A 21,020-nucleotide genomic window follows, 5' to 3' on the forward strand; every position below is an offset into this window, starting at 1 on the left:
CACCGGAATTAAATCCAATTGAAACTGCTTGGGCAAACTTAAAGAAAGCAATCATAGAATTATTACCACAATTCGAATCTATAAATGAATCGTTGGATTACTATTTTAAAACTTACTAACTATAAAATGTTATGCTCTATAAACATCAACCCCTGACTAGGCAATGAAATCGCCGTTTGTATTGATTCAATAGAAAAGAACCACATCCTCTTTCCCTTGTCCGTAGACATAGGGGCGTTGAGAACGCGGTTCCACCCTAATTTATTCCTTCATTTTGTTCTTAAAAACGATTGAGAAAGCGCCAATCACTTCTCCTTCCGTCTGGCTTCCACCCTCCCAAACTCGCTATAGGCTGTATCCAAGTGACCTTCTTTCTTGCCTAATAGTATAGCAAAAAATTCTGCTACTGTCCATTAAAACATAATCGCAAGCGGAAACTTCTCAGCTCCTCTCCTTGCTGATAATAAGGGTTCTAACCTATCACTTCATCAGGATTATAAGTACCTGTCACACCTATAATAGCTGTAATTTCAGCTATATCTTACTCTGACAAGCTAAGAGCTGCAACATCTAATACCCTTTAAAAAGCAAAAGGATACCTTGTTAAGAGTCTTGGTGAATTGAACTCGGGCTACAACTCGCTGACAAAAAGATAAATACTCCTATTTACTGCCTTTAATGAATGGGCTGAAAACCTCCTCTGGAGCTTTTCACTCGTCGTATTTCCTATTTTCGCTTAGACCTTTTAACGTCCTCACATCTTGTGGAATTGAGTTCAGCCTAAAACCTCGGAAAAAAGATAGGCAGCTGTTTTGGCTTTAGCCAATTACAGATGAGAATCCCTTCGGGGGATAGGCAGCTGTTTCAGCTTTAGCTGATTACAGATGAGAATCCCTTTGGGATATAGAAATAGTCAGGGGAGTGACTATTTCTACCTGAGCCTAGAAACTAAGAAGCGAAGATAGTCAGGGAAGTAAAATAATCCAGTGGATTATTTTAGCCCGAACTTAGAAATTAAAAAGTGAGGGAATTTGTTACTGATCCTAAAAACGAAAGAGCGAAGTTAATTAGGTGTTCAAACGTTTCTTCGTCAGATTTCCTATTTCCTAGCTCAGGCTTCTGTGGTCACTTTCTTGTTTCTAGGTGACCGTTGAAACAGTTTCCCAAACTGTTTCAATCCCATTTTCGCTTTGAGTTCTTAACGGGCTTTGTATCTTATTTATGACTAATTTTTCGGGTTATCCAATCGCCCACAAATTGGATGACAAAGATAAAGATTAAGATAAGGAGGGTCGCTAGGAAAGTGACATCGTCATTCGAGCGTAAATAGCCGTAGGAAAGTGCCACTTGCCCCAAACCACCTGCCCCGATAGCCCCAGCCATAGCTGTATAACCGACGAGAGAAATCAGTGTGAGGGTCGTCACCCGAATTAAGTCTGGCAAGCCTTCACGGAAATAAACCATAATCAAATCACCAAAGGTTGCACCAGAGGCTTGGGCTGCTTCAATCACTCCTCCATCCAATTCAGAAAGAACTACTTGAACCTGACGCGCAAAGAAGGGATAAACAGAAAGAGAGAGGGGCACAAGGGCGGCATTCATCCCAATCGATGTCTTGACAATGGCTCTTGTAACAGGTGAGATAGCAGAAAGCAAGATGATAAAGGGAATGCCCCGTAAAATAGACGCAACCTTATCCAATATCCAAAAAATCACACGATTTTCTGCAATTCCACGCGGACCTGTCAAGACGAGAAATAGACCTGAGACAAGCCCCATGGCACCACCGATACCAAAAGAAACAAAGGTCATATAGAAGGTACTATAAATCGCCGTTCCCCAGCCTGTCTGACCGCTCCATCCCATCTTGTATATGTGCGGGTAAGTGGCCTGAATCCACGAAAGTAATTCATTCATCCTAGTCATCTCCTTTCAAAACCGTCACCTCTACATTTGCCGTAGTAACAGCTGCCAAGGCTTCACGAAGTTGCTCCTGATGACCTGATAAAATCAAGATCATCTCTCCAACAGGTGTATGATCCAAAATCTCAATATTCCCATATAAGATGTTAGCCGACACTTGATAAATCTTATACAAATCATTGATAATGGCAGTATCCGTCGCAGAACCTGCATATTTAAACTGAACTAATAGGCTATCGTCTGGTAGATGCTTCACAATATCTTGTTGGTAAATCTTAACCAAGGCCTCATCAATTCCTGTTGCTGTCTTGATAAAGTCCTGTGTCAGCGCCTCTTTTGGATGTGTGAAAATATCCAGGACAGAACCTTCCTCAATCAATCTTCCATCCTGCATAACTGCCACACGATTACAAATATCTTTGACAATCTGCATCTCATGGGTAATCATGACAATAGTCAAGCCCAACTTTTCATTGAGTTCTTGTAAGAGGCCCAAGATTTGCTTGGTCGTTTTAGGATCAAGGGCAGATGTCGATTCGTCAGAAATCAAAATCTTCGGATCGTTGGCAAGGGCACGGGCAATCGCCACGCGTTGTTTTTGACCACCAGATAGCTGGGCAGGGTAGTTCTCCGCCCGATCTGCTAGACCGACCAAATCCAAGAGTTTTGCTACTTTGGCCTTCTTTTCTTCTTTTGATAAACCGGAGTGCTTCAAGGCAAAGGCAACATTTTCAGCAGCTGTCATCTGAGCCATTAGATTGAAATGCTGGAAAATCATCCCGATTTCACGGCGCTTGCTCCGTAATTGACTAGCGTTTAGGGTCACCTTGCTCCCCTCAAAAATAACATCATCATTGATACAAATACGACCCGCAGTAGGTACTTGCAAGAGATTGATCACCCGAACTAAGGTTGACTTCCCAGCACCCGAATAACCGACAATCCCATAAATATCTCCCTGCTCAATATGGATGGTGACATCTTTCACTGCCTCGATAGTGCGTTTCTTCTGATGAAAGGTCACATCAATATGATCTAGTGTAATAATCTCCTTACTCATAACTGGCAATTAACTCCTCTACTAATTCGATATGGCTATAATAGTCTGCAATGCTAATATTTTCATCTCCTGCATGATCTCGACTGTTGGCATTTCCAAGCCCAAATCCTGCGATAGGAACTCCTAGAGCTTGAAAGACTGTGTGCATCGGCCCTGTCCCAGGTGAGGTCGGAAGTACCGCCACACCCTCTGGAGTCAAGCGTTTTGCAAGCTCGATCACATTGACAATCGCGGGTGCAGACATGTCACTACGATAGCTCTTTTCTCCAAGGGTAAACGTCACCTCTACCTTATCAAAACCATGTCTAGCCAAATGCTTGCGAATCTTGTCTAGTACATCATAGGGGTCTAAGCCTGGCACCAACCGCACTTCCATTTTGGCACTCGCCTGAGCAGGGAGAATCGTTTTCACCCCCTGACCTAAATAGCCCGTAGAAAATCCCTCGATCGTAATGGAAGGTTCAAAAAAGAGGCGTTTTAAAAAGGCACTTCTTTCTGTTACTAGGGTTGGCAGAGTGAGTCCATACACATCTGTCAGCGACTGGCTACTTGCTAGGGCAAATTCTTCAACCAAGGCTATCTCACGTTCGTTAGGTTCCTCTACTTGCTCATAGATACCATCGACCAAGATACGACCATTACCATCCCGCAATGATTGTAGCGCAGCCATGAGATACCAGCTAGCCGAGTCAATCACTCCACCGTAAGATGAATGGATGTCCAAATCTGCACTCTTAACGAAAACATCAAAGGTTACGATCCCTTTGTTTCCTCCTGCAATCTCTAACTGCCCTAAACTATTTCGAGACCCCTGCTCCCATACTAATAAATCAGCAGCAGCCAAATGGGACTGGTATTTTTTTAGGTATTTATCCAAATCAACCGATGCTGACTCTTCCGCCCCTTCCATGATAAAAACGATATTGACAGGTAAAAACGGGTGATTTTCCAAATACTTTTGAACAGCAGATAGACGGGCTGTAATGTGTCCCTTATCATCATCTACTCCTCTACCGTAGATATAGCCGTCCCGTACACTGACTTCAAAAGGCTTAGCCGTCCAAGGCTGATCTTCATCAGCAGGTACCGTATCATAATGGTTATAAAAAATTAAGGTCTTGGCATCTGGGACAGGGCTGCTAAAGGTTGCCATGACAAAGGGCGCCGCATAGCTATCGTCCAAAATAACCTCGGCCCCTGCTTCTTCAAACATGTCTTTCAAATAAATTGCTACATCCAATAGTCCAATCTGTTGCGCAAAAATCGATTTCTTTGAAATCAACACCTTCAGTTTTTCAAAATAGGCTTGTGTAATGGTATCTTCTTCAAATTTTTTAATTTGTTCTACCTGTCTTGACATTATCTTTCCTCCCGAATCATCCTTACTGCCATATCAACAGCTTCCTACAATCTCGTCTTTCAGTTTTGATGTAGCACTCGATAAGACGAGACAAGCCCATCATAAATGAAACTTGAACAACTGTATCCTTTCCTATTATACCATGACTGCTGTTCTTCGCTACCTTTTTCATCACAGAAGCCCAACTCCATCATCACCTGCAGAGACACTCCAACGAGTCTCTCCTTCTCCCTCAGAGAAAAGCCACAATAGCCCCTCTCTCCATTAAGAATGGTGAAAGGCTGAGGCTAACATCCTCCCAATCGTTCACAGGATAAGTGATACTCGATAAAAATCAAAAAGCAAACTAGGAAGCTAGCCGAAGGCTGTACTGCCGTACGGCAAGGCGAAGCTGACGTGGTTTGAATTTGATTTTTGAAGAGTATGAGTGACAATTTCAAAGGGCTGTGAATGTAAAATGCTATGGGGAACACCACCACAGCATTTTATATTTTTACCAAACTGGCTCATCCATGCCGTCAGAAGATTCTTCTACAACTTTTTTCACTTCATCTGTATGGTAAGCCTTCACCAATTCTTTAATCGCATCTGCTTTTGAAGATTTTTCCCAATCGCTCTTAGCTGCAATCAAGTTGTACCATTGGTGAGAATTTTCATCTTTTTGCTCTTTGTAAAGGGTATTTTTATAATCCAGACCAGCTTCAAGTACAAAGGTATTATTGACAACCGCTGCCGCAACAGATGAAAGTGAGCTGGCTGTCTGACTAGCATCCAATTCTGTTATTTTTAACTTTTTAGGATTTTCTTTAATGTTAACAACCGTTGCTAATTCTGTACCAGATACATCCAACTTAATCAAACCTGCTGATTGGAGGAGGTAAAGGGCACGACTTTCATTTGTCGGATCATTTGGTACTGCAATTTCAGACCCATCTGGAATCTCATCAACTGACTTGTATTTATTTTTACCACTTTCTGTACCAGAGTAAAGACGAATTGGAGCGATATAGGTATCTGCAATAGCTACCAAGTCTTCCCCATTCTCCTTATTCCAATTCTCCAAAAAGTTATAGTGCTGAAAGGCATTGATGTCTACTTCTCCCTCGGCAACTGCCTTATTGGGTTGTGAGTAGTCTGTAAATTGGGTAAACTCTAATTTCACCTTGTCTCCTAGGAGGTCTTGAATTTTATCCCAACGTGCTTCTTCTGAGTCGCTCAAACTCATCACACCAACACGAAGAACATTGTCTGTCGCCTCTTTTGAACCAGATCCACATGCTGCTAAGGCTAGGACTGAGGTAAGAGCTACCGTTGCTAAACCAACGAATGTTTTCAATTTCATATTATATTTCTCCTTCATCATGAACTATACATAGCTTATCACAGGAGTAATCGTTTGACCAATATATAAATCTTATGTGGCACTTAAAAATTTTCTATCTCTTTTTTGTAAAGTCTATAGCCTTAGGCTATACCTTATTTTCCCCACATTCTGTGTATCCTCCAAAAAGAGACTGCAAAAGGAAGCCCCCAGATGCTCTGACCAAGTATCTTATTGATGTTGGAATAAGCGAAAAGAATAAGGAAGTAGTCTACCTCCTTATTCTCAGGTTGTAGACAAAGTATCTCTGAGAAAATTTGTCAATGTCAATATCGAAGGATAGTATCAGTGCTCTTATCTCTTCGTGAAAAGGCGAGCGAAGCGAGCTCATAACCGCTACTTTACGCCGTAGCAAAAAACACCAGAAACGTTATGTTTCTGGTGTTCGGAGATTTTGAGACTTAGGCTCAAAATCTAGGCATGAAATCCCGTAGGGAGTTGCTGCCGTCCGTGCTACCTAAGTAAAGTATCATAATAAAATAATCGTTTTGAAGAAAATAGACTTTTTCTTCAGTCTAAGAATAAGAAAGTAGTCTACCTCCTTATTCTGAAATACAGGGCTATAGAAAGATCTGGACACTTTTGCCTTCCACCATCTCAAAAATCTCAAAGGTTTTCTCCTTCAGATTCGCTATCAACGTGGCGGAGACATCCGCATCTTGATTATTCCAAACGATATGAAGGGTATGGGCATCCAACATCTGAACGGTAAATGCACCATCAAAGGCGGGGCTGGTATTGCGGAATTTCAACAGGTTAAAGAGTGATTGAACCACTGGACGTTTGACTTCTCGTTCAATTTCTTCCATATCATAATAGTGCCGGTTGATGTTGCGCCCTTCCTTAGAAGCCTCTAACAATTCAATGTCATTTTCCCCTGCCAAGAGACCTACATAGTAAATCTGTGGAATACCTGGTGCAAAGCATTGTAAGCTACGGGCTAACAGATAGGCTTGATCGTTATTTCCCAAGGCTGAGTAATAAGTACAGTTAATTTGGTAGATGTCCAAGTTATTATAGGCTTCGGTGCTATAAATCTTCTTGACATTCGCACCTTGGGCATAGAGGGCTTCACGCGTTTCCTCTATCTCCTCATCCGTCAGCAAATCCTTGACATCTACTACCCCTATTCCATCATGGGTGTCGAGGGTTGTGAATTGCTTACGGGGACAACTATTCATCCAGTGGACTAAACGATTGACATTTCCAGAATAAAGAGCATGAAGAACCAGCATTGGCAAGGCAAAATCATAAACATAGTAGTCCTGCTCTGCAATTTTTTGCTGAATCGTATAATGCTCATGAATCTCTGGCAGAATCTCAATTCCCTGAGGGGCTAAGAGCTTCCGAGGAAAATGGAGCATTTCCCAAATATCCGGTTCAACAAAGAAACAGTTGGTCCCAATCTTCTTATTCGCATAGGCAAAAGCATCTAGACGGATAATCGAAGCACCATGTTTGGCAAGATTTTCCAAATTTTCTTTGATAAACTGCCGTGTCGTTTCTGTCGTCACATCAAGATCCACTTGCTGTTCGTCAAAGGTACACCAGACCTTTTCCTCACTACCATCTGCAAATTGCGCCATACGATAAGGCGCTCGTGGCTTTCGCTTATAAATCAAGTCAATGTCTTTTTGACTTGGTTCACCGTTTGGCCAGAAATTCTTGTAACGAATAAATAAATCAGCATATTGAGAAGCATCCTTTTTCTCTAAAAAGTCCAGAAAATAGGGTGATTTAGCTGAAATATGGTTAATCATAAAATCAAACATTAGGTAGTAATCGTTACCAAGCGCTTCAATATCCTCCCAATCTCCAAAAGCTGAATCTACTTTAGTATAATCCATCGGTGCAAAGCCACGATCTCCAGATGATGGAAAGAAAGGCAGAATATGAATGCCTGCGACTGTATCCTTGAGCGGTCCTTCCAGAACTTTTTTTAAATCTTTGAGATTTTTCCCTAAACTATCTGAATAGGTAATCAACATGGCTTGGTTTTTAATTTTCATAACTTTCTCCTTATCATCGTTAGAAAATGACGGGTTTCCAAGGTCTCTAGACCTTGCATCAATCTCCTATTTTTGCTGTCGTTGTTACGAGCTTGCTCGTGTCAAACGCCCTTGTATCTTGGTGTAACTGAATGCGGGCTAAAAGCTCGGAAAAAAGATAGGCAGCTGTTTCGGCTTTAGCCGATTACAGATGAGAATCCCTTTAGGGGATAGGCAGCTGTTTTGACTTTAGTCAATTACAGCTGAGAATCCCTTTGGGGATAGCAATAGTCAGGGAAGTAAAATAATCCAGTGGATTATTTTAGCCCGAACTTAGAAATTAAAAAGTGAGGGAATTTGTTACCGAGCCTAAAAACGAAAGAGCGAGGTTAGCGGTTGTAGGGTTACCTGCCCCAATTTCCTATTTTTCATTCGCTTTTTTAACGCCCTTATATCTTGATGTAACTGAACGCGGGCTAAAAGCTCGGAAAAAAGATAGGCAGCTGTTTCGGCTTTAGCCGATTACAGATGAGAATCCCTTTAGGGGATAGGCAGCTGTTTCGGCTTTAGCCGATTACAGATAAGAATCCCTTTGGGGATAGCAATAGTCAGGGAAGTAAAATAATCCAGTGGATTATTTTAGCCCGAACTTAGAAATTAAAAAGTGAGGGAATTTGCTACCCGAGCCTAAAAACGAAAGAGCGAGGTTAGCGGTTGTAGGGATTACCTGCCCCAAGTTCCTATTTTTCATTCGCTTTTTTAACGCCCTTGTATCTTGATGTAACTGAACGCGGGCTAAAAGCTCGGAAAAAAGATAGGCAGCTGTTTTGGCTTTAGCCAATTACAGCTGAGAATCCCTTTAGGGGATAGGCAGCTGTTTTGACTTTAGTCAATTACAGATGAGAATCCCTTTAGGGGATAAATACTCCTAGAAGCAAGGGCTTCGTCGTCGTATTTCCTATTTTTCATTCGCTTTTTTAACGCCCTTGTATCTTATTTTACTGAGCCACTTGTCATGCCTGATATGATATGTTTTTGGAAGATGAGATAGACGATTAGAATCGGGATGATGCCCACTACATAAGAGGCAAAGGAGGGACCATAATCACTAAAATACATTCCTTTATAGTTGTATTGGAATAAGGGCAGGGTCCACATGCGCTGATCCCGATTGAGAACTAGGAGCGGTAAAAGAAAGTCATTCCATACCCAGAGTGCATTGATGATGAGGACTGTTGCGTGCATTGGTTTCATCAAGGGAAAGATAATTTTCCAATACATCGTAAATTTGTCACATCCGTCAATCGCTGCTGCTTCATCCATCTCTTCTGGAACGATGGTTTTGATATAGCCAACATATAAAAAGAGGGCTTGGGGAACTGCGTAAGTGAGGTAGAGGATAATGAGACCGATAATATTATTCAATCCAAGGCTTGACATCAGCTTGGTCATCGGCAACATAATCACTTGAAAAGGGACGAAAATCCCGATAATCAAAAAGAAATAAATCATGTTAAAAGCAGTTTTGCGATTCATGTGACGGGCGACAGAAAAGGCTGCCATTGGAATGACCAAAATCATCAACACAACTGCAACAAGCGTAATCATAGCGGAGTTACCAAAGTATTGTACTATGCCATCATCAAAGAGCCTAGCATAGTTATCAAGGGTAAATTGTTGGGGCAAACCAAAGAAATTGCTCGTAATCTCCTTCGTTGGCTTAAAAGAGCTGATAACTGTAGCCAATAGGGGAATAAACATGAAAAGAATCCCTGTACAAAGAATCAGATAGACCCACCAATTTTTTTGTTTTGCTTTCTTCATAATAGACCACCTTATACTTCAAACTTTTTGGAAATCTTCATCTGAACCAATGAAATCACAATGATGAAGAGAAAGAGAATAACTGCCAGTGCGTTGGCATTTGAAAATTTATTATGTACAAAGGCATAATTGTAAACCAAGAGTCCAAGCGACTCAGTTTTTCCATCCGGACCTCCACTCGTTAGAGCAAAGATGAGGTCAAAAGCTGTCAGACCTGATTTCATCGCTAAGATAAATACCATGCTGATAGAGGGCAGCAAATACGGTAGTTCTATATGAAAAAACTGTTGGCTACGATTAGCACCATCAATGGCTGCTGCTTCTTTGACCTCTTCTGGGATACTCTGAAGTCCGGATAAAAAAATAATGACTGGCATGGCAAGTCCCTGCCATAAAGCTACAAAAAGAACTGCTGGAATCACTGTATTTTCCTGGATTAAGAGATTTTCTTGAAGCCAGTCAAGATGGAGCCAGTCACCAATTTGAGTAAAACCGTAGTTAAATAATTGAACAAAAATCAAACTGAGTGTTACAGTGGAAAGAACAGCTGGGAAAAAGTACCACGTTCTGAAAAAACCAACGGCCTTAATCTTTCGATTCAGCAGGCTTGCCAGCCAAATTCCCAAAATAATTTCTCCCAGAACCAGCCCAATGGTAAAAATGATGGTAAAAGTCAAGCTAGTATAGAAATCAGGGTTGCTCAAAATATCACTATAATTGTCAAAACCAATTACTTGATAGTTCCTAGAAATCCCATTCCAGTCGGTCAGACTGTAAAAAATACCTGTCAGTAAGGGATAGAAGAAAAAGATGAGCTGTAGGATAATCGGAACTGCAACAAATAAGTAGCCCCAATACTTCGCAAGAAATCCTTTTTGATTCATTATCTGTTCTCCTTAATAATTCATTCTAAAGCTCGAAAGAAGCTATCTCTCGTCTTTTAAAGCTGGTTTATGAAAAACCAGCTTTAAAAGACCAAAAATTGAACTATGGTCTATAAATCATCCACCTAATACTCAATAAAAATCAACGGTAGACTAGGAAACGAAGGTAGTTGAGGCTGGGAAAAAAGTCCAGCCTCAAGGTTGGAAATAGAACGAGTGAAACTCGTGTCAAACACCCTCGTATCTTATTTTTTCATTGGATCAAAGAAAGCATTTAGGTCTTTAACCAATTCAGCTGAATCTGGTTTTTTCACTGTTTCAACAGTAATATTCCAAAATTCATCTTCTGATTGCCATTCGCTTTGGAGCCAAACGACATGTTTGTCTGTAAAGGCATACTGGGTGACGCCCTCTGTCTCCACGAACTTGCCTTCTGTTTTTACACCTTCAACAGAAACAGGCGAACCGTCTACATCATAGTATTTTTGAAGAACTTCTGGACGAGAAAGGTATTCAAGGAACTTTTTCGACTCTTCTGGATGTTTTGAAGTAGCACTCACAGATAAGGCAAGATCTGCTGCACCGATGGTAAATTCACTGCCTTCCTTATCGCCTGGAAAAGCAAATATACCGTATTCAAATTCTGGCTCCTGCTGATTCACTGCTGTTGCTGCCCAAGTCCCTTGAGGAAGCATGAGGGCATCTCCCGCTGCAAATGCTGCAATCGCATCTGCATAAAGCGCTCCTGCAAACCCTTTTTGACCATTATCTGTCAAGAGAGCCAGACGCTTTACAACAGCTTTGGCCTTGTCATCATCTGTAACGCCACCTTTTGGGGTACGGATGAGTAAATCTTCTGCCTCATCAAATCCACCGGCGACCGTTACCCAGGCTAGTTGATGATAGCCATTCAAGGACCAGGCATCATTTAGAGAAAGGGCAAACGGCGCTGCTTTTCCGTCTGATTTTATTTTGGCAACTAGAGCCTCAAACTCAGCATAGGTTTTTGGAACTTCTAGTCCCAACTCCTTGAATTTATCCTTATTGTAGTAAATTCCATAAGCATTGGCAGTGAGGGGTAAGCTATAGTTTTTACCGTCTACTTCATAGGGAGTCAGCGCCCCTTTTTTCAAATGATCCAACCCTGCTTCCTTATCAACTTCTAGGAAACGACCATCGGCTGCGTATGCCTTGAAATCAGCATTTTGAGGGTAGATATTGATAACATCTGGTGCTTCATTATTGGCCATCCGTGTTTTCAAAACCGTTCCAGCATCCGGTACATTGGTGAATTTGACCTTGATATTTGTATTTTCTTTTTCAAAATCATCAATAATCTCTTGTAACACTTTTTGCATCTCAGGTTTTTGTGAGAAATATTCAATTTCAACCTGGTCACCTCTACCTGCACTGCTACAAGCAACTAGGAAGCCAGCAAGGGCACCAATAGTCGCACCTTTTAGAAATCTTTTCATTTTCATACAATAAATCCCTCCTATTGTTTATTAAAAATATATTGTACACTAAAGTAATCTTTTTGCACATGTGGCATCGTCAGTCCAACATTCATAAGCTCATCTCCGTAGAAGGTTTCATCTAAACGTGGACAGTGGTATTGCGCATCGGGATCTAACCCTTTTAAGCGGACCTGAATCAAGGGAGCTTCTGGCTGAGCCAAGATTTTGATAAAGGTAAAGACAGCTTGACTAGAATCCTCATTGACAAACATGACTGCTTGAGTATTGTCGGTTTTAGACAAACGGTAAAAATGGCCCGTTTGAATCGTTTTGCGAATATCTTTATAGGTTGCTATCTGATGGCTAATGCCCTGAATTTCTTCTGCATCCAGCCTTGTTAAATCCAACTCATAGCCAAAGGCTCCCCCCATCATAGCGACATTTCCCCGAGTTTCAAGCGGTGTCTCACGCCCTACCTGATGATTCGGAATCGCCGACACATGGGCTCCGATTGAACTAATCGGGTAAATCAAGGCTGTTCCTTCTTGAATGGACAGACGACCAATCGCATCTGTATTATCGCTAGCCCAGGCCTGTGGCATGTAGTACATCATCCCCAGGTCATTGCGACCTCCGCCACCTGAACAACTTTCAAAGAGGATATGTGGAAAACGGGTCGTCAAGGTGTCTAAGATACGGTACAATCCTAGCATATAGCGATGATGAAATTCATAACGTTCTCCATTTGCCAACCTCTCTGGCATATTGGTAATATTCCGGTTCATATCCCACTTAACATAGGTAATATTGGCAGACTCCAAAACGCTTGTTACTGAATCAATCACATAGTCACAGACCTGTTCTTGCGACAAATCTAATACTAATTGCTCTCTGCTGTAGATTGGTTCTCGTCCAGCCATCTGAATAGCCCAATCTGGATGCTCTCGGTAAAGCTCACTATCCATCGAAATCATTTCTGGTTCAAACCAAAGACCAAATTCCAGCCCCAAGTCATTGATAGATTGAGCTAACCCCTTGAGACCACTAGGTAATTTCTGGCGGTTAACAAACCAATCCCCTAGAGAAGATTCATCGTCATCTCGATGGCCAAACCAACCATCATCAAGAACAAATAGTTCCATGCCTGTTTGGCTAGCTAGTTGTGCTAACTCTAAAATCTTTTCTTCTGTAAAATCAAAATAGGTTGCTTCCCAATTATTGATGAGAATTGGTCTCACCTTATCTACAAAAGGACTTTTGATCAGGTGATGTTTAAGAAACGCATGGCTCGTATGAGTCATGGCGGTTAATCCTTGATCAGTATAGGATAGTAAGGCTTCTGGAGTTTGAAATGTCTGATAGGCATCTAGTTGCCAGCTAAAGGCTGTGTCGTTTACGCCAATTCCCCAACGAGTATGGTGAAGGGGGCTAGTCTCTGCAAAAGCCTTGAAGTTCCCACTATATACTAGATGGGCTGTATAGATTTCACCACTATCTTCTGTAATGGACTCATCTGCCAAAGCGATAAAGGGTGTCTGCGAATGGCCAGATCCTCCACGAACACTGCCAATTTCATAGCGACCGCTCGTCAAAGGAGTACGGGTCCACTCCTTTTCATATCCATAGCGCCCCATGAGACTGTGGACAACAAAATCTTTCCTCGGCATATCAAGAGTAAAAGAAAGACACCGCTCAATCTTAGTTGGATGCGCTCCAGTCGTAATTTTAGCTGACCGAGCTAGAACATTAGCCTCTTCAAACACACTATAGAGTAAGGTAACTGTAATCTCTGTCAGTTGATCGTAGAGTTCGAGTTCGAGCGTTTCCACCTCATCATCTGTACCAAAGCTACTCGGCAATCCCTCTAAGGTCGGTTTCCCCTTATAAATCCGATGGGTTCTATATTTCAAATCCAACCCGACCCCAAAACTATTTCTAAGCTCCACACTGGCCGTCCGAAAATCACCTAGACCATTGCTACTATACTCCAAAGGCAGGACATCTAATGAAAAGGTTCGATTCCCTGAAATGGGACTAGGAGCAAAAGCACGATCTAGATATGTAATTTTGTTGCTCGTACTGAAATGACTGATTTTTTTCCCGAAGTAACGATGTACTAACTGTTGGTTATTCAGAACTTGCATCACATAGGACGATTCCCGTGTCTGTAAGTGAAACAAGCCATTTTCTGTATCAAATGTAATCACTTTTTTCTCTCCCATCTTTCTTACAAGAAAAAGTATACTACATAAAAGCGTTTTCAAAAATAGAATTATGTCACTAAGACATGGTATAATGTTTCCTAAGAGGTGAAAAATGAATATACTGAACACATACTATGAACTTGAGGGCTACAATGTTGATTTGAACGTGGATCACTACGGGGCAGAGCAGTGCGATAAAAACTATTCGTTTGGTCCATCTATTCGAGATAATTACGTCTTGCACTTCATTGTATCTGGCAAAGGAACCTTTACCATCAAGGGCATAACGACTACCTTGCAGGCAGGTGATTTATTTATTCTCCCCAAAAACGAAGTCACCTTCTATCAAGCAGACGAGGAGGAACCTTGGTCCTATATCTGGGTTGGATTCAGTGGTACACGTGCCCACGCTATTCTACAACAAACAACATTACTCGATTGCTATTTTCTACATTCAACCCTTCACTCCCCTATTTTACAGACCATGCAAACTATTACCAAGCTACCTATCCACAAACTTAATATCATCACTGAATTAAGCCTTGTCGGACAGCTCCAAACCTTGCTAGCTCAACTGATTGATGAATTCCCTAATGAACAACTCTATGAAGCCAATCATTTGACCCACAACTATGTCCAACAGGCCATAAAAATGATTCATAATTTCTATAACACACCTCTCAAGGTTGCTGATATAGCCGAGAGGTTATCCTTAAATCGAAGCTACCTCTATAAAATTTTTAAAAAAGAAACCGGCTACGCTATCAAGGACTATATTCTCCAAATCAAAATGGAACGGAGTTGCGAACTCCTACTCCACCCCGAACTCACTATCACAGAAATCGCTCTCTCTGTAGGCTACATAGACCCATTAGCTTTTAGCGCTGCCTTCAAGCACTACTTTCATATCAGCCCTAGTGAATATCGCCGGCAGCATCAATAAAAACTATTTCTTATCCTTGGCGAGAAGCGTATGAAGTGGAAATTGATGCCCAACAAAAAGCAACTATAGAATCTTCTACAGTGTGTGATGGATACCTGACTGACCTCATTCTTTCGTTTTTATACTCTTTAAAAATCAACAGGAGACTAGAGTCTGGGAAATAAGATTAGCGCCACTAATTTCCTTATAATCGAAGACGACGGTAGGAGTTTGGGACAAAAGTCCAGCTTCAAATAGGAAAACCGAACGAATGTACCCTTATTAGTCAAATGAATTTGATTTTGTTCGTTTTTGATGGTTAATTACCAGTTTATTAAAACTTAAAATAAGGAATTTTAAAATTCAACTTCTTTTTGTCTCAGCCTCATCCTTCCAAAAAAGCTAGTATTGTTCTTGCCAATACTAGCTTTTTTGCTATCTATCCCCCTTATCAAAAGGGAGAAAGTCTATTGATGGAAGGTTTCTTCTTCACTCTTTGAGCGTTTTTTACTGAATACCCCATATCCAAGTAGACTACTAAGAGCCACGAATCCTGCAAGTGCAAGATTGGAAGCTGTCGCTCCCGTCTTAGGAAGAACCGTTGTTGATCGGACACCAGTAGAACCAGTACCTCCAGAGGTACCGTTGCCGTTCTTACCGCCATTGTCATCCCTGCCTCCTGGGGCGAGAACTGTCCCATCAACAGCGGAGCTTACCTTCTTACCAGGTTCTGTCTGTGTAACAGAAACATTGTCTCCTTTTTCGAGTGTCGCTGTAGGTGGCACCTGGACAGTCCATGTCCCATCAGCTCCCACCGTTGTTGTGACTTGAGTGCTATCTTTGAAGGTTACAATAATCGTCGCACCAGGAACCCCTTTACCAGTCACTCCTACATTCCCCACAAACATAGCGTGGATGATTGGATTTGCCGATACCTCTACCGTCTTAGGAACAACCGTCGCTTCAACTGAAGAGCTTGGGTCTTTTCCTTCTGCTACCTGTTTAGCAGAAAGGACCTGACCTACTGTCAGTGGAGTTGGGGAGGTGACTGACCAAGTATTGTCTTTTCCAACCACAACCTCTGTCTTACTGCCGTCTGGGAAGGTTACGGTTACCTTTGCTCCAGCAACCCCTACACCTGTTACGGTCGTGCTACCTTCGACAACTGGATTGATGATTGGTTCTGGGGTCACTTCTTGTGCGACTGGACGGTATTTGGCATAGTAGACAAGGTCTCTATTTATCACGGTGTTCAAAATAGTATTCTTGTCCACGACATTTGTTGTTGGGTCAACAAACCAGCCGACAAATTCATAACCAGGTTTTGCAACCGGTTCTGGTAAGGTGTTATTAGCAATAGCACCTATTTTGGTGGTATTCCCTTCAACCGTTACCGATACGCTAGCCCCATCATGAATCAAGCCTTTGTCAATATCTGTTGCAAATGTCACTGTATGCTCTGGCACAGCAAAAGTTGCCCGCAAGTCAATATCTCCTTTTGCAACAATGTTTAGGGCTTGCTCAGTCGTAAATAATTGATTGTCCAATTTAGGATAGTTTTCCTTCATGGCATCATCGATACGCCAGCCGACAAATTCGTAACCATAAGCCTTATCTGCATCGCTCAACACAGGGTCTGGCAAGGTGTTCATCACATCATTTGGCTTATCATTGAAAAGTACACCGTGTAAACTTGCAAATTTATTTCCCTCTTGCTCAAAATAATGCAAACCACCTTCAAATAATGTCAGGGTTTCACCAAAGTTTAAGGGGCTTCCATCAGCAGCATTCAATACAAAAGCTCCCGCATCGGTGTGCAGTCTTAGGGCATACGGCTGGCGAACAACCGCAAATAGTACGGTGCTAACTGGTCTTGTATTCCCGGCTTCATCTGTCTGTGGGTTTCCATACTCGTCAACTTCTACTTGATCTTGGACAGTTACTTGACCATTTGCAACAGTGATAGCTTTTGATCGATTAGCATTTTGGAACGGTACCCCAAATTCTTGTAAGGCTGGGAGATCCAAGACTTCATGTGGAACACCGATAGCGTTTGTATGACCAATTTCAATATAATAGCTGCCGTCTTCAACTTCATCAAATGAGAAATCTCCTAGCCTACCACCAACGCCCGAGTTGACCTCTTGAAGTACATTTCCTGACGCATCTAATAAGCGAACTGGTACACTTGTATAGCCTCGTAACACCGTTTGTCCGTTCGGAGTAGAGCCTTGGGATCCTGTCAGCAAGCCTGTGTTGAATTGACGGGCATCAGCATTATCCCAAATCTTAACCTTCCCTGTCACTCGGGCAGTCACTTGGGTTAAATCAGAGGTAGGGATATAGTATTCATAAGATACGATGGTACCATCAGACAGAGTTTGATTCTTAAAGCGGAGAATAAACTCATTCCCAACAGTATAGATTTGTGTTACTTCGTCCTTAAATGGAGAAGCATTTACTGCTTCTTGAATAGTTGCAATAATGGCTGCTTCCTGATCTTTTGTCAAGCTAGCTGTCTTATCTGCTACACTCAGTTTCTTGATTGGATTTGCCGCGAAAAAGTCCTCTGCTTGGACATGCATCGGCACGCGACTCGCGTCACCATCTGTGACATCGATCACCCTCGTTTCAGTCGTCCCATCTTGATTTGTCAGGTTGAAAGTAACAGTTGTATCCCTAATCAGTTTATCAATCTTACGCTCAGCCAGCGTATAATTACCGAAGAAAAACTGCATCGGTAAAACTTGATCCCCATAAGTAAGGGTTGCTTTTCCTCCTTTTGGAGCAGAGAAAGCACCACCTATCCGGACATTTGAAAGTTTAACCGTTCTCTTTTGAAGAACGTCACTCTGATACTGAACAAGCCTACTTAACTTATAGAAACCGGTATACTCTTTGAGAAGATTCCAAAAAGTATCAGTCTCAAAGCTACTTTTCACCGTTACTCTATCATTTGCCGCATCTACCACGATCGCTGCTTCTGGATCAGAGAGAGGATAGCCTGCCTCGTTATACATACTTGCAATATTCTGCTTGATTTGAGTGATTTCTTCAGCTGTTAATGGATCAGAGTTCGTCTTTATAATCCGCTTTTGAGGGATACTTGCGAGTTTTGCTTGTAAATCTACATAGTTATCAAAGACGGCACTACCTTCTTTGTCGTTAAAGCGGTAGTTCAACTCTACTGCTGGAAGGACTGCCATCCGAGCAATCGGTTGTCCTAAGGTATACGTCGAAGTGCCATCACCTTTTGGAGTTTCTGACAAGGGATAAACTGTATCGCCTACTGTTACCGTAAAAGTCGCTCCAGATGTCGCAGTCACTGTTGCTGTAATATTCTCTAAACCAATCTCTACACGTGACTCTGCGATAGCGAGTTCGGTCGCTTCAGCGGCATGTACTACTGTCTCATTACCAAACACTACTTGCCCGATTGGAGACACAGGACTCAAGAAAATGCTGGTGAGGAGGACCGAACAAACACCTACAGAAAACTTCCGTATCGAAAAAATCTGCTTTCTTTTTAGAAACATATCTTTCTCCCTATAATTATGAATACATTTTAGAACCCCTATTCAACTAGATCGATACCCTTTTTTACAACAGCAATCTATCCCTACTCGCTGCTTAGCGATACAAAAGAGCTGTTTCAAACAGCCACATTCGCCTTCGTTTGATTGTAATGCTCTTTAAAAATCAAATGGATACTTCGTCAACTTGCCTTGGTAAAAGCGAGTCTCCTGTTGATTTTTATGGAGTATAAGTACCTTTCTGTTGTGAATACAGACTCCCCTCTATTTTATCACACCCCACCTCTTTGCACAAGTTATTCCAGTAAAAAATATAATAGCAGCCGGAAGGAAATAAGTCTAATTCTCCTTCTGCTTTTCAAAATTCTTTTTATACTCAATAAAAATCAAAAGTAGACTAGGAAACGAAGGCGAAGGTAGAACTAGCGTTCACCGAGACAAGGTGACAACGTATCCTTTTGATTTTTAAAGAGTATTAGGTATACTACAGTCGTTCAAGATAGACCCCTCATCATCAGCTAGCCAGCAGGTCTCCCCTAAGTAGGTTGAGATACTTTGCCAAATAACAACTACCGTAGCAAAAATCTGTATTTTAAAACCATAAGTGATATAATGCAAGTAATCTAAAAACGGAGGACTATCCATGTTACATTACGACATTGTTGTTATTGGATTTGGTAAGGCAGGAAAAACACTGGCTGCCAAATTCGCTAGTATAGGGAAAAAAACTGCTCTGATTGAACGTAGTCAATCCATGTACGGGGGGACTTGTATCAATATCGGCTGTATCCCCACCAAAACCCTACTCGTGGCTGCAGAACACAATCTTAGTTTTGACCAGGTATTGGCACAAAAAGAAGCTGTTGTGCAGCGCTTGAATAAAAAAAACTATGTGACCCTGCAGGACAAAGGCGTTGATATTTTCGATGCTGAAGCACACTTTGTTTCCAATAAGGTCCTTGAAATGGTCGCAGGAAATGATAGGCAAGAAATCACCGCAGAAACCATTATTATCAATACAGGAGCGACTTCTACTATCCTCCCGATTCCCGGTCTAGCAACCAGCAAGTATGTTTATGATTCAACCGGAATCCAACAGTTAAGTGAATTACCAGAAACATTAGGGATACTAGGCGGGGGAAACATCGGTTTAGAGTTTGCTGGACTCTATAATACATTGGGCAGTAAAGTTACTGTCCTTGACGCATCTGATGTATTCCTACCACGAGTGGAGCCTTCAATCGCTCAGTTAGCCAAACAGTATCTAAGCGAAGATGGTATCACACTCCTGCAGAATGTGCGAACAACTGAGATTAAGAACCAGGGCCAAAAAGTGCTTGTTGTCACCGAGGGGGAGACCTATTCGTTTGACGCCTTACTCTATGCAACTGGACGAAAACCCAATATCGCACCGTTGCAGTTGGAAAACACAGACATTCAACTATCCGATCGCGGAGCTATTAAGGTCAATAAACATTGCGAAACAAGCGTTCCAGGTGTATTTGCCGTCGGTGATGTGAACGGGGGACCACAGTTTACCTATGTTTCTCTGGATGATGCTCGTATCGTCTATCATTACATAACCGGAGCAGGGGATTATACACTCGAACATCGAAAACAAATCCCTAACACCCTATTCATCACCCCTCCTCTTTCTCAAATCGGAATGACAGAAGCGCAGGCAAAAGAGGCTAAGCTCCCCTACAGCGTAAAAGAAATCCCTGTCGCACAGATGCCACGAGGACACGTGAACAATCAGTTACGCGGAGCCTTTAAGGTAGTCGTCAATACAGATACCAAAGAGATTCTTGGTGCAACTATTTTTTCCGATGGTTCGCAAGAAATCATCAATATCATCACTGTTGCTATGGATAACCATATCCCCTATACCTACTTCCAACACCAACTGTTCACCCATCCAACCCTGGCTGAAAACCTAAACGATGTCTTTGATATATAATCACTTATGACAAAAATTGCTTGTCTAAAAGTCTAGGATAGCAGCCTGTTAGACACTATCTATCTGTTGCTCTTTCCCTTAAATAGTGCGGACGAAGGCAAGCCCCTGTTTCCGATTTTCAGCCCTCATGTTTGAGCCTCAATCTCAACCATTCCGTTTTAGACAATCATATAGCGACTGTCTGGGATACTACTAGGCCGGGAAGTCGTTTTATACTCTTTAAAAATCAAAAAAATGAATGATGAGAGCCAGCAGGATACACTGCTTCTTATCATTCATTTTTTCATGTTATCAACTGATTGATTGCTAGACTCATTGACAAAATTTCCTTCACTCACTTTGTCATTTCGAGCTTCGGACTAAGCCAAGATAGGAAGACCTGAAAAGCGATTGTCCCAGTCTCTACTACCTTCTATGTTGTTGTCTATTCAGTTGTTGCTGTTTACAGAGTATGGGCTTCGGTAAGGAATGCTAGTTTTTTCCGAAATCATCAACATATTCAGCTCCTAGCAAATGCCGTTTTC

The 21,020-nt window shown here is 41.9% G+C and carries 12 protein-coding genes; 2 read left to right on the forward strand and 10 right to left on the reverse strand.

Going from position 1 to position 21,020, the window contains the following annotated elements:
* Positions 1–1,215 precede the first annotated feature (1,215 nt).
* The 9 genes from BVE84_RS05345 to BVE84_RS05395 all read right to left on the reverse strand — a co-directional run bounded on the left by BVE84_RS05345 (position 1,216) and on the right by BVE84_RS05395 (position 14,099).
* Positions 1,216–1,917: a methionine ABC transporter permease gene (locus BVE84_RS05345; protein WP_076996035.1), complete on the reverse strand. Its 702-nt coding sequence runs from the start codon at positions 1,915–1,917 to the stop codon at positions 1,216–1,218.
* A gap of 1 nt (position 1,918) precedes the next feature.
* Positions 1,919–2,983, reverse strand: a complete 1,065-nt coding sequence (locus BVE84_RS05350; protein WP_076996036.1) for a methionine ABC transporter ATP-binding protein — start codon at positions 2,981–2,983, stop codon at positions 1,919–1,921.
* Positions 2,976–4,343 (reverse strand): M20/M25/M40 family metallo-hydrolase, encoded by a 1,368-nt coding sequence (locus BVE84_RS05355; RefSeq protein ID WP_076996037.1) that lies wholly within the window; start codon positions 4,341–4,343, stop codon positions 2,976–2,978. The genes BVE84_RS05350 and BVE84_RS05355 overlap by 8 nt, the downstream gene beginning before the upstream one ends.
* Before the next feature lie 493 nt (positions 4,344–4,836).
* On the reverse strand, positions 4,837–5,685 hold the full coding sequence (locus BVE84_RS05365) for a MetQ/NlpA family ABC transporter substrate-binding protein (protein WP_076996039.1): 849 nt from the start codon (positions 5,683–5,685) through the stop codon (positions 4,837–4,839).
* 599 nt (positions 5,686–6,284) lie between these two features.
* Positions 6,285–7,733, reverse strand: coding sequence for a sucrose phosphorylase (gene gtfA / locus BVE84_RS05375; RefSeq protein ID WP_076996041.1), 1,449 nt, complete (start codon positions 7,731–7,733; stop codon positions 6,285–6,287).
* 972 nt (positions 7,734–8,705) lie between these two features.
* A complete protein-coding gene (locus BVE84_RS05380) occupies positions 8,706–9,536 on the reverse strand; it encodes a carbohydrate ABC transporter permease (protein WP_076996042.1) in 831 nt (276 codons plus the stop codon).
* Between the two features lie 11 nt (positions 9,537–9,547).
* Complete coding sequence (locus tag BVE84_RS05385) at positions 9,548–10,420, reverse strand: carbohydrate ABC transporter permease (RefSeq protein WP_076996043.1); 873 nt, start codon at positions 10,418–10,420, stop codon at positions 9,548–9,550.
* 245 nt (positions 10,421–10,665) lie between these two features.
* Positions 10,666–11,901, reverse strand: a complete 1,236-nt coding sequence (locus BVE84_RS05390; RefSeq protein WP_076996044.1) for an extracellular solute-binding protein — start codon at positions 11,899–11,901, stop codon at positions 10,666–10,668.
* A 14-nt stretch (positions 11,902–11,915) separates the two neighbouring features.
* Positions 11,916–14,099, reverse strand: a complete 2,184-nt coding sequence (locus BVE84_RS05395; protein WP_076996045.1) for an alpha-galactosidase — start codon at positions 14,097–14,099, stop codon at positions 11,916–11,918.
* Positions 14,100–14,193: 94 nt separating this feature from the next.
* Here BVE84_RS05395 and BVE84_RS05400 point away from each other — a divergent pair, with 94 nt between their 5' ends.
* Complete coding sequence (locus BVE84_RS05400) at positions 14,194–15,024, forward strand: AraC family transcriptional regulator (protein WP_076996046.1); 831 nt, start codon at positions 14,194–14,196, stop codon at positions 15,022–15,024.
* Between the two features lie 446 nt (positions 15,025–15,470).
* Here the strand turns inward: BVE84_RS05400 and BVE84_RS05405 are convergent, their stop codons facing one another.
* A complete protein-coding gene (locus BVE84_RS05405; protein ID WP_076996047.1) occupies positions 15,471–18,539 on the reverse strand; it encodes an Ig-like domain-containing protein in 3,069 nt (1,022 codons plus the stop codon).
* Between the two features lie 640 nt (positions 18,540–19,179).
* On the opposite strand from BVE84_RS05405, the gene BVE84_RS05410 reads away from it, so the two are divergent.
* Positions 19,180–20,496: an FAD-containing oxidoreductase gene (locus tag BVE84_RS05410; protein WP_076996048.1), complete on the forward strand. Its 1,317-nt coding sequence runs from the start codon at positions 19,180–19,182 to the stop codon at positions 20,494–20,496.
* Positions 20,497–21,020 lie beyond the last annotated feature (524 nt).

The sequence above is a fragment of the Streptococcus azizii genome, from assembly GCF_001984715.1.
Classification (GTDB): Bacteria; Bacillota; Bacilli; order Lactobacillales; family Streptococcaceae; genus Streptococcus; species Streptococcus azizii.